This is a genomic window from Noviherbaspirillum sp. (genome assembly GCF_036846085.1).
Lineage (GTDB): Bacteria > Pseudomonadota > Gammaproteobacteria > Burkholderiales > Burkholderiaceae_D > Noviherbaspirillum.
In genome coordinates this window covers 1-9,856 of the sequence record NZ_DAIUCO010000206.1, presented here as the reverse complement: position 1 = coordinate 9,856, position 9,856 = coordinate 1, and the positions used below count along the sequence as shown (strand labels likewise).

General features: G+C 61.5%; 10 protein-coding genes. 4 read left to right on the top strand and 6 right to left on the bottom strand.

Annotated elements, in window-relative coordinates; genetic code table 11:
* Positions 1-55 precede the first annotated feature (55 nt).
* From V7080_RS19625 to V7080_RS19605, 5 genes are all read right to left on the bottom strand, one after another.
* A complete protein-coding gene (locus V7080_RS19625) occupies positions 56-739 on the bottom strand; it encodes a hypothetical protein (RefSeq protein ID WP_334190085.1) in 684 nt (227 codons plus the stop codon).
* The gene (locus V7080_RS19620) at positions 739-981 is read right to left on the bottom strand and encodes a PP0621 family protein (RefSeq protein WP_334190084.1); all 243 of its coding nucleotides are present in this window, start codon (positions 979-981) and stop codon (positions 739-741) included. The genes V7080_RS19625 and V7080_RS19620 overlap by 1 nt, the downstream gene beginning before the upstream one ends.
* Positions 978-1,787 (bottom strand): cytochrome C assembly family protein, encoded by an 810-nt coding sequence (locus tag V7080_RS19615; RefSeq protein ID WP_334190083.1) that lies wholly within the window; start codon positions 1,785-1,787, stop codon positions 978-980. The genes V7080_RS19620 and V7080_RS19615 overlap by 4 nt, the downstream gene beginning before the upstream one ends.
* 62 nt (positions 1,788-1,849) lie before the next feature.
* The gene (locus tag V7080_RS19610) at positions 1,850-3,169 is read right to left on the bottom strand and encodes a sigma-54-dependent transcriptional regulator (RefSeq protein ID WP_442947257.1); all 1,320 of its coding nucleotides are present in this window, start codon (positions 3,167-3,169) and stop codon (positions 1,850-1,852) included.
* A 34-nt stretch (positions 3,170-3,203) separates the two neighbouring features.
* Positions 3,204-5,039 carry a sensor histidine kinase gene (locus V7080_RS19605; RefSeq protein WP_334190081.1) on the bottom strand — a complete coding sequence of 612 codons (1,836 nt, stop codon included), beginning with the start codon at positions 5,037-5,039 and terminating at the stop codon, positions 3,204-3,206.
* A gap of 241 nt (positions 5,040-5,280) precedes the next feature.
* On the opposite strand from V7080_RS19605, the gene V7080_RS19600 reads away from it, so the two are divergent.
* The 3 genes from V7080_RS19600 to V7080_RS19590 are packed head-to-tail and all read left to right on the top strand — an operon-like array spanning position 5,281 to position 7,309.
* Positions 5,281-6,174 carry a DUF3034 family protein gene (locus tag V7080_RS19600; RefSeq protein ID WP_334190080.1) on the top strand — a complete coding sequence of 298 codons (894 nt, stop codon included), beginning with the start codon at positions 5,281-5,283 and terminating at the stop codon, positions 6,172-6,174.
* 21 nt (positions 6,175-6,195) lie between these two features.
* Entirely contained in the window at positions 6,196-6,645 is a 450-nt protein-coding gene (locus V7080_RS19595; RefSeq protein WP_334190079.1) for a group I truncated hemoglobin, read from the top strand.
* A 4-nt stretch (positions 6,646-6,649) separates the two neighbouring features.
* Positions 6,650-7,309 (top strand): methylamine utilization protein, encoded by a 660-nt coding sequence (locus V7080_RS19590; RefSeq protein ID WP_334190078.1) that lies wholly within the window; start codon positions 6,650-6,652, stop codon positions 7,307-7,309.
* A 6-nt stretch (positions 7,310-7,315) separates the two neighbouring features.
* On the opposite strand, the gene V7080_RS19585 is transcribed toward V7080_RS19590, so the two are convergent.
* Positions 7,316-8,449, bottom strand: coding sequence for an ABC transporter substrate-binding protein (locus V7080_RS19585; protein WP_334190077.1), 1,134 nt, complete (start codon positions 8,447-8,449; stop codon positions 7,316-7,318).
* A 286-nt stretch (positions 8,450-8,735) separates the two neighbouring features.
* Here V7080_RS19585 and V7080_RS19580 point away from each other — a divergent pair.
* The coding region (locus V7080_RS19580; RefSeq protein WP_334190076.1) for a signal recognition particle protein at positions 8,736-9,856 on the top strand (1,121 nt) is incomplete at its 3' end.

Below are 9,856 nucleotides of genomic sequence, written 5' to 3'. Positions count from 1 at the left end.
CTACCAGTAGTGTGCGCCTGAATCAACTGCATACCCAGGAATCTAAAATCCAAAATCACCGAACTTTGCCGCCGTTCGGCACGTCTGTGTCCGGGCGCAGCAGGGACATGCCGTCGCCCATGTCGGCGATGACCAGGCGATTGATCGCTTCTTGTATACGCAAGTCGCGGCCGCGCTGCATTGCCAGGTTTTCCTGCTTGATCAGCCTGGCGGCCAGCCGGTTGATGACGTAAGCCGCCGCGAAGAATGCCGCCCCGTACAATCCGGCGCGTGAAATCACGGCTTCGGCGGAAGTACTGATGAGCTGGTACCCGGCCTCGCCGAGCATGACGATGGTGACCAGGGCGGCAAAGAACAGCGCCAGTACCAGCGGCGCAAGGATCGCGCAGCCTGCGATCGGGAACAAATAAAGGATGGCAAGACCGCTCTTCGCGCCACCGGCGGCGACATACAGCAGCGATATCGCGCTGACATCCACGGCGATCTGTGCGATCAGCTGCAACAGGTAACGGCGCTGGAGGTAAATCGTCAACGCCGCAAAGGCAAAGGCTGCCGCGAGATAGGCGGCGCAGGTCCGCCAGTCGACGAATTCAATGCCCTGGTCGAAGCCTTGCTTGGTATTGAAACTCAGATAGACCAGCAATACGCCGGCAATGACGATGCGCGTGAAGCTGAAGGTTTGCAGCGTTCGCCAGAGCGTTTCTCGGGTCTCGGTCGTGACCGGGCTGGCGATCAGCATTACCGCGGAGAAGCGCCCAGACGCCTGTGCTCTTCACTGCAGAAGACCGCACCGGAGGGACCGGCAACCGATTCCGATGCCGGCACGTGGGTCTTGCAATAGGCGCATTCGATCATCGCTTCCGCGCCCTCCATCAGGGGCTTTTCCTGGGGCTTCGCCTTGGTCTGAAGGGATTTCTTCTTACCGTACAGAAGCCAGAGAACGACGACCGCGGCGAGCACGACCCAGATCAGTACTTTCACGCGAGTCCCCGATGCAATACGACTTCCAGTACAAAGCGGCTGCCGACGTATGCCAGAAGGAGCGTGGCGAAACCGGACAATGTGAAGCTCAATGCGGTCTTGCCGCGCCATCCGCGCCAGTGCCGCCCGGCCAGAAGCAGGCCGAACAGCGCCCAGGACAACAGCGTAAAGATGATTTTATGGTCCCATTTGAAGGGGATGCCGAACAGCTTTTCGGAGAATACGATGCCCGACAACACGGTAAGGGTAAGCAGCCCGAAGCCGAAGGCGATGAGCCTGAACAGCAGCCGCTCCATCGTGAGCAGGGCAGGCAGCCGGTCGATCGCGGCGGCCAGCCACCCGCGCTGCGCTGCGTCGGGGCGTGTATGCAACTTGGATTCCTGGAGCGCCATCAGCACCGCGTGAAACGCAGCGATCGTCAGCGTGCTGTAGGCAAGGATGGAAATCGCGATATGCCAGGAAAACCAGATTGATTTGCCGGCCAGCGGCACCACGCTGCCGGGGAACGCCAGCGGCAGCATTGCCGCGACGGCTGCACAGGGCAGCACCAGCACGCGCAGACCGTCCAGGGAAAAATTGCGGTTCTCCAGCCAGTATGCGGCAACCGATATCCAGAGTGTGGCAGAGAGCATGATGGCAAATCCGATCCGCAGGGAGTCAGGCGCGACCATGCCGCCCCATAGCGCGGCGCCATGCATCAGCCATCCGATGGCCGTGCCGGCGGCGATCGCGCCGCGCCGTTGCGACGGCAGCAGCGCGCAGATTGCATAAAACAATGCAGCCAGGACAAGAAGGGATATTTGCATCGCGGGAAGAGGTCAAAAACAGGGATCGAGTTTACACCATGTCGGTCCGCCGACAAGCACTGTCAGGCATCCAAACCGCGTCCCGTGGGCAATTGGTATTTTTTCAGTTTGTCGTACAAAGTTTTTTTCGGTACGCCAAGATGTTCCGCCGCCGCCGCGACACTTCCCTCATTCGCCGCGAGTGCCTGAATGATGAGGCTGCGTTCGAACGCATCGACTTGCTGCGGCAGGCTTTGGGATGCAACGCCCGGCTTTCCTTCCCCCTGTAACTTTCCATCCTCCGCATGGCCGGCGCCGCCCTGGATTCCGATGCCGAGAACGAGACGGTCGGCAAAATTGCGCAGTTCGCGCACGTTCCCCGGCCAATCCTGTGCCTGCCACATTGCCATCTGCGCAGCGGTCCATTGCGGCACCGGACGTTGATAGCGGATCGCGGCACCCTGGACGAAGTGCGCGAGCAGCAACGGGATGTCCTCGCGGCGCTCCGCGAGCGACGGCAGATCGATGGCGACCACGCCGATGCGGTAATAGAGGTCTTCCCGGAAACTGCCCTGGGACGCGAGCCGCAACAGGTCCGCCTTGCTGGCGGCAATGACACGGCAGTCGATATGGATCGGATCATTGCCGCCCAGGCGCTCGAGCTGGCGCTCCTGCAATACGCGCAGCAGCTTGACCTGCAACGCCATCGGCATGCTTTCGATTTCGTCGAGAAACACCGTGCCGCCATTCGCGTACTCGAGCTTGCCGATGCGCCGCTTCTGCGCGCTGGTGAATGCGCCGGCCTCATGGCCGAAAATCTCGCTTTCGAATACGGTCTCCGGCAGCGCGCCGCAGTTGATGGCGACGAACGGTCCCTTGCGCCCGCTGGCTGCATGCAACTGGCGCGCGACGACTTCCTTGCCGCTCCCGGTCTGGCCATTGATCAGCACATCGGCGGCCGTCGGCCCGACGCTGCGGATCAGGGTGCGGACACGTTCGAGCGCCGGCGACTGTCCGATCAGCGCCGGCATGTCCGGATGCGACAGCCATGCCGCTTTGAGCCGCTGGTTTTCCAGCACCAGGCTGCGCTTTTCCTGCGCGCGGCGCACGGTTTCCATCAATCGGTCGGCGGCGAACGGCTTTTCGATGAAATCATAGGCGCCGGTCCGCATCGCCTCGACCGCCATGCCGACATCGCCATGGCCGGTCACCAGGATGACCGGCAGATCGGGGTCGAGCGCCACCGACTGCGCCAGCAGGTCAAGGCCGGACTTGCCTGGGAGTCGAACGTCGGTTATCACGACGCCGGGAAAGCCGGGTTGCAGCCATTTTTGCGCTTGTTCGACGCTGGCGCAGGCATGCACGGTAAAGCCGCCCAATTGCAACGTCTGGGTGGTCGCCATCCGCACCGCCTGTTCGTCTTCGATCAACAATGCTTCACATACTGACAAGCTGTTCTCCTTTCGCTGCCGGCGTCTCCGTCTGCTGCAGCGGCAATCGCACCACAAATTCGGCGCCGCCTCCGGGTGGATTGTGCGCGCCAAGCTGGCCGTTCATCGCCTGGACGATGGACGAGGAAATTGCCAGCCCCAGCCCCAATCCCTTGCCGGATGGCTTGGTCGTAAAAAACGGCTCGAACAGATGCTGTGCCACCTGTTCCGGAATGCCGGCGCCCGAATCACGGATGGCAATGACCGCATCGTCCTCTTGGCGCTGCAGGCGGATCGACACCCGTTTCGTCGTGGCGCCTTCCACCGCGTCGATGGCATTGCGCATCAGGTTGATCAGCACTTGCTCGATCCGTACCGCGTCGCCGACCACGCTGAGCGGCGCCGGAACGTCCATGTCCAGCGTCACGCCGTTCCGATGGAATTCGCTGTCCAGCAGTGCCGCCGACGCAAGGATTGATTGCGCGAGGTCCACCGACGACACCGTTTCATGGCTCTTTCTGGCAAAACCCTTCAATTGCCCGATGATCGCGCCCATCCTTCCGCTGGCGGCACTGATGTGCGTGAGGTTCTCGCTCGCAGGTCCGATCTGCCCGCGGGCGAGGAAAGTGACCGCGTTGTCGGCGAAGGCGCGAATGGCGGTAAGCGGTTGATTAAGTTCATGCGTCATGCCGGCGGCCATCTGTCCGAGCATGGCCAGTTTGCCTGCCTGCACCAGTTCATTCTGGGTGGAACGCAGGATATGCTCGGTTTCCTTCAGCTTGGCGTATTTCGTTTCCAGCGTCTGATTCGCCGTCAGCAAGGCCTCGGTGCTTTGCGCAATCCTGAGGTCAAGTTCCTCCGCCGCCTGCTGCAGCGCCCTGCGCGACGCCATGCGCTCCTCCATGCGCCGCCGGCGCTGATACAGCGCCCATGACGAAATCGCGGCGATTGCCAGGAGCAGCGCAGAAGCCAATGCTGTGAGCGTGGCGCTACGTTCGATCCGCGCATGCGAGGGAAAGAGCATCAGTTGCCAGCCCAGGCGGCCGATCGGTTGCGAAACCGATTCGCCGAACCCTGCATGCATGGATGCGGGAAGATCCCGGATCGGCGTAATTTTCCGGCCGGCGTACTGCAGCGTATCGGCAAGGTCGCGCTGGGCGTTCGCATCCAGCGCGACGGTGCTGTGATATTTCCAGTCCGGACGGTTACTGAGGAAAACAACCTTGCTTTTGTCGACCAGCGCGATGGGGTCCTCGCTGCTGCGCCAGGTTTCCTCGAATTCGGACAGGCTGATTTTCACGGCGATGACGCCGGCCGGATTGCCCTTGCCGCGCGCAACCGCTACCGGATACACCGGCTGGGCGATGAAATAACCGGGTTCGCCGGTCGCATTGCCGATCCCGTAAAAACGCCCGGCGTCGCCCTTCAACGCATCGTAGAAATAGGGGCGGAAACTGAAGTTCCTGCCGACGAAGCTAAGCGGTTCGTCCCAATTGCTCGAGGCGAGCGTATTGCCGTCACGGTCCATCAGGTAAATTGCGCTGACCTTCGCCTGCCGCTGGATCGCCTGCAGGATCAGGTTGAGCCGGTGAATGACGGCGTTGTTGTCCGGCGTGGCCAGCGCCTGTGTCACTTCGGGCTGGAACGCGACCACGAAAGGAAGTGTTTCGAATTTCTCCAGCACCGATTCCAGGTTGAGCGCAATGAGGTGTAACTGGCGCTCGCTGCCGGATTCGATGTCGCTGCGCGCCCTGCTTTCGCCAATCAGGTAGGCGCCCACCACCACGGCGGCCGAGCACCATAGGGCAAGAAGAAGCAGGGTGATGCTTTTTCTGGAAGTCATGCGGGCATCAGGTCTTTATCTGGATAGCCATCGGAGCGTGCAGCGATTGTGCCAGGTTGCACAATCGCATAAGTGCCTGATTTATTGAAGCGTTTTTCATGTCCGTCCTTGCACGCCGCCGCGGTGTGCGGAAAACCGCAAATTCACCTGGTCCGGCTTGAATCCGAAATAGTTTCCTCTACGTATCATATCCCGCAACCCAACCGTGTCGGCACAAACGTATTGCAAGGGGAAAATCAGCATGGTCATTTCAACATCACTGCGGGTGCTTGCCGCGTTCTGCGCAATCAGCGCAGCGGCCGCGCAGGCACAAGGCATCGGGACGCCGGATAGCGGAAAGCTGCTTGCCACCGGCGGAGTCAGCCAGGTCGAAGGCGCGGGCGGTGGCGGGTTGACGCCCTGGGCGCTCATTACCGGGTACGGGACGCGCGACAGCTACGGCGGCAACGCCCACTACACCGCGGTCAGGACGCAAGATCATTCGCTCGACGTCTATGGCGTTGCGATCGGTCTCGCCGACCGGCTCGAACTGTCGGCCACCAAGCAAATCTTCAAGGGGACCGACGGACCGCTGAACAACCTGGAGATCCGGCAGGATATCTTCGGCGCCAAGCTCAAGGTCGCCGGCGATGCGGTGTATGACCAGGATTCGGCCATGCCGCAGGTCGCGGTCGGCCTGATGGTGAAGCGCAATGAGGGCGTGCGCGGCCTCGGTCCCGTCACCAGCGTTACCCAGCTCGGCGCAAAAAAGGACGACGGCATCGACTACTACGTGTCCGCCACCAAGATCCTGCTCGACAAAAGCCTGCTTCTCAATGGCACGCTGCGCGCCACCAAGGCCAACCAGATGGGCCTGCTGGGGTTCGGTGGCGACCGGCGCGACCGCTATCAGCCGATGCTGGAAATCTCCGCCGCCTACCTGGTCAACCGGAAGATGGCCGTGGGGCTCGAATACCGAATGAAGCCGCACAACCTGGCAGTGGATGACGAGAAGGATTACTACGATGCCTTCATCGCATGGTTTCCAAACAAACATATCTCGATCACCGCCGCCTACGTCGCGCTCGGAGATATCACCATCCTGAATCCGAAACGGCAGAAAGGCTTCTATCTGTCGTTGCAGGCAGGCTTCTAACTTTATATGAACGAGGAAATGATGAAATCGATATTGCGCTGCGTAATCTCTGTCCTGGCTCTCCTGCTGGCTCTGCCGATGGGTTCCGCCGCAATCGCACAAACGCCGCCGGCGCACGATGCGATCTACCAGGGACTGGGCGGCAAGGAAGGTATCCGCAAGGTGGTGGACGACTTTCTCGTCATCGTGCTTGCCGATGCCCGGATCAGCGAATCCTTCAAGGATACCGATATGGAACGTCTTGCATTGCTCCTGGCGGAGCAGTTCTGCGAACTCGGCGGCGGTCCCTGCAAGTACAGCGGCAAGGATATGAAGACCATCCATGAAGACCTGAAGATCACGAACGCCGCCTTCAACGCGCTGGCGGAAGATCTGCAGATCGCGATGGAGAAGAACAACATTCCCTCCAGCGTGCAGAACAAGCTGGTCGCCAAGCTGGCGCCGATGCAGCGCGACGTCGTCACGCGGTGATGCCATGAATCATCTTTCCTCCACCCTGCGCCTTCGTCGATGCTTCGCAACGCTGCTTGCATCCACAGTCCTTGCAGCAGCTCCCGCCCATGCGGGCAATGTCACCGCGACCATCACCGACAAATCGGGCGCCGCTCTGAACAACGTGGTGCTGTTCGCAACACCGGTCGGGACAGCCGTGCCGCCACCGTCACGTGTTCCGGAGCCCGCCACGATCGTCCAGGAAGAATTGCAGTTCAAGCCTTACGTCAGCGTCGTGCGCACCGGCACCGCGATCAGCTTTCCCAACAACGACAAGATCGAACATCACGTCAAATCGTTTTCACCGGCCAAGGAATTCGAGTACAAGGTATACGACAAGGGAACGCCGCCGCCGGTGGTATTCGACAAGCCGGGATTGGTCGTTGTCTATTGTCTCCTGCATGGCTGGATGCGCTCCTACGTCATGGTGGTCGACACGCCCTACTATTCTTTGGCCGATGCCGCCGGGTCCGCCAGGCTTGAGGGCTTGCCCGACGGCACCTATGAAATCAAGGCATGGCATCCGGACCTGGGAAGCATCAAGCCGCCGCTGGCACAGACCGTCAGGATCGCGAGTGGCGGCACCCAGCCGCTCGCCTTCAATTTCGACTTCGTCCCGCGAAAACCGAGAACGGCGAAGTAACCATGCTCAGCGCAGGAAGCGGCCGTCCCGGCTGATCATCGTCAGCTCCACGAACTCGCTGCCGGTATGGTCCGTCTCGCTATAGGAGACCATCAGGCCGCCGAGGTCGATTCGCCGCACCGATTCCAGCGCCCGGATGAAGCTCTCCCGCGTGAGGTTGCGTCCGGCGCGGCGCAGGCCTTCGACCAGGACCTTGGCGGCAACGAATCCCTCCATCGCGGCGTAGGAAACCGTCGCCCCGCTCTCCTTTGCCGCCAGCTTGAACTCCTGTCCCAGTCCGCTGGAGACGAGGTGCGGCGCAGGCGTGACCTGCGAAACAATTACGCCGATGCCGGCCGGTCCGAGACTCCTGACGAACGCCTGTGACGAGTTATTCGACAAGGTCATGATCTGCGCCTGGTTGCCGCCGGCACGGATCGCCTTGATCAGGTCGGCGGTCGTGGTGGCCGACCCGACGATGATCAGCGCGCCTGGCGCATTCTTGACCGCGGCCTTCGACGCCGCGTCGATATCCGGCTTTGCCCGGTCGAACTTGACGATGCCGGTTGGGGTCAGCTTGCGCGACGCCATTGCGCTGTTGAATCCCGCCAGCGCATCGCCGCCGAAGGAATCATCGACATGCACCAGACCGATTTCCCGCACGCCGACCGTGGTGAAGTGCTCGACCGCCTTCACCACCTCATCTTGGTATTTGGCCCGGACATTGAACAACAGGCGGTTCACGGGGCGGTGGAATAGCGCAGCGCCGGTGCTTGGCGCAACCAGCGGTACCCCATTCGCCATCAGTATCGGCAGCAGTGCCTCGGTGTGCGGCGTGCCGCGATTCTGGAACAAGGCGAAGACCTTTTCCTTCCGGATGAGCGTTTCGGCGTTGCTGGCGGCCAGCGCCGGATCGAATTTATCGTCCAGCGTACGTATCTCGATCTTGCGGCCGTGCACGCCGCCGCTGCGGTTGACCGAACTGATATAGGCTTGCGCGCCCTCGTTCATTTCCTTGACCGCGCCCGCGATCTGGCCTGTCAGGGCCACCGTCTGTCCGATCAGGATCGAGGTATCGCTCACCCCGTCTTCCGCTTTCGCCGCGGTCATGGTTGCGCACATCAGCAATACCGCACCTGCTGTTTTCCAGTACTTCGTCATGGCTGTCTCCGGTTATTTGTTGTGATGAACAGCCAATGCAGCGTCCGTGCCAAGCAGTTTCCTCTCGACAAGTCTTTGTTTTTACGGGATTTGTCAGGGAGCGGCGGGTATCTTGATGCGGAAAGGCGGAATTTCCGGTGCGAGCCGTGCGGGTTTCCGCAGCTTGCGCCGGCGCAGCGGAATACGGCAAGGGCATCGGGTAAAATGACAGGCCGGTTTCGGTGTCCGCCATCGGCCTACTGCCGGGCCTGCACCGCCTCATCCTCTTACATAAAGTTCACATCCCATGCTCGACAATCTGACCCAACGTCTCGCCAAAGTGGTCAAGACCATGCGCGGCGAGGCGCGCCTGACCGAATCCAACACCGCCGAGATGCTGCGCGAAGTACGGCTGGCATTGCTGGAAGCCGACGTCGCCCTGCCCGCGGTTCGGGAGTTCATAAGCCGCGTCAAGGAAAAGGCGCTCGGCGAGGAAGTCATCGGATCCCTTTCGCCCGGCCAGGCGCTGGTCGGCGTGGTGCAGCGCGAGCTTGCCGCCATCATGGGCGCCGACCTCGGCCCGGAAGCCTCCCAATTGAATTTCGCCACCCAGCCGCCGGCGGTCATCCTGATGGCCGGCCTGCAAGGCGCCGGCAAGACCACCACGGTCGGCAAACTGGCGAAATACCTGCGCGAAGAAAAGAAGAAAAAGGTCCTGACGGTATCCGCCGACGTCTACCGACCGGCGGCAATCGGCCAGCTGAAGACCGTCACCGGACAGGCCGGCGCCGATTTTTTCCCGTCCGAGCCGACCGACAAACCGGTCGATATCGCCCTGGCGGCGCTGGATTATGCCAAGCGGCACTATCACGACGTGCTGCTCGTCGATACCGCTGGCCGCCTCGGCATCGACGAAGCGATGATGCAGGAGATCGCCGCATTGCATGCGGCCGTCAAGCCCATCGAGACCCTGTTCGTGGTCGACGCCATGCTTGGCCAGGACGCGATCAATACCGCCAAGGCTTTCAACGACGCACTGCCGCTGACCGGCGTGGTGCTCACCAAACTGGACGGCGATGCACGTGGCGGCGCCGCTCTGTCGGTCCGGCACATTACCGGCAAGCCGATCAAATTCGCCGGGGTGGCGGAAAAGCTCGACGGCCTGGAGGCATTTGATGCCAGCCGGATGGCGAACCGGATCCTCGGCATGGGCGACATCCTCGCGCTCGTCGAGGAGGCGCGCAAGGGCGTGGACGTCGCGGCAGCGCAGGATCTGGCCGAGAAGATCAAGGTCGGCGGCAAGTTCGACCTGAACGACTTCAAGGTCCAGATTTCGCAGATGAAGAAGATGGGCGGTTTATCCAGCCTGATGGACAAGCTGCCGGCGCAATTTCAGCAGGCGGCCAGCGGGGCCAATATGGATCAGGC

What these genes read in the sequence shown, in the direction of transcription:
- V7080_RS19610 (WP_442947257.1), bottom strand. Translation starts at nt 3,169, where the DNA reads ATGGCGACCACCCAGACGTTGCAATTGGGCGGCTTTACCGTGCATGCC.
- V7080_RS19605 (WP_334190081.1), bottom strand. Translation starts at nt 5,039, where the DNA reads ATGACTTCCAGAAAAAGCATCACCCTGCTTCTTCTTGCCCTATGGTGC.
- V7080_RS19625 (WP_334190085.1), bottom strand. Translation starts at nt 739, where the DNA reads ATGCTGATCGCCAGCCCGGTCACGACCGAGACCCGAGAAACGCTCTGG.
- V7080_RS19600 (WP_334190080.1), top strand. Translation starts at nt 5,281, where the DNA reads ATGGTCATTTCAACATCACTGCGGGTGCTTGCCGCGTTCTGCGCAATC.
- V7080_RS19595 (WP_334190079.1), top strand. Translation starts at nt 6,196, where the DNA reads ATGAAATCGATATTGCGCTGCGTAATCTCTGTCCTGGCTCTCCTGCTG.
- V7080_RS19615 (WP_334190083.1), bottom strand. Translation starts at nt 1,787, where the DNA reads ATGCAAATATCCCTTCTTGTCCTGGCTGCATTGTTTTATGCAATCTGC.
- V7080_RS19585 (WP_334190077.1), bottom strand. Translation starts at nt 8,449, where the DNA reads ATGACGAAGTACTGGAAAACAGCAGGTGCGGTATTGCTGATGTGCGCA.
- V7080_RS19590 (WP_334190078.1), top strand. Translation starts at nt 6,650, where the DNA reads ATGAATCATCTTTCCTCCACCCTGCGCCTTCGTCGATGCTTCGCAACG.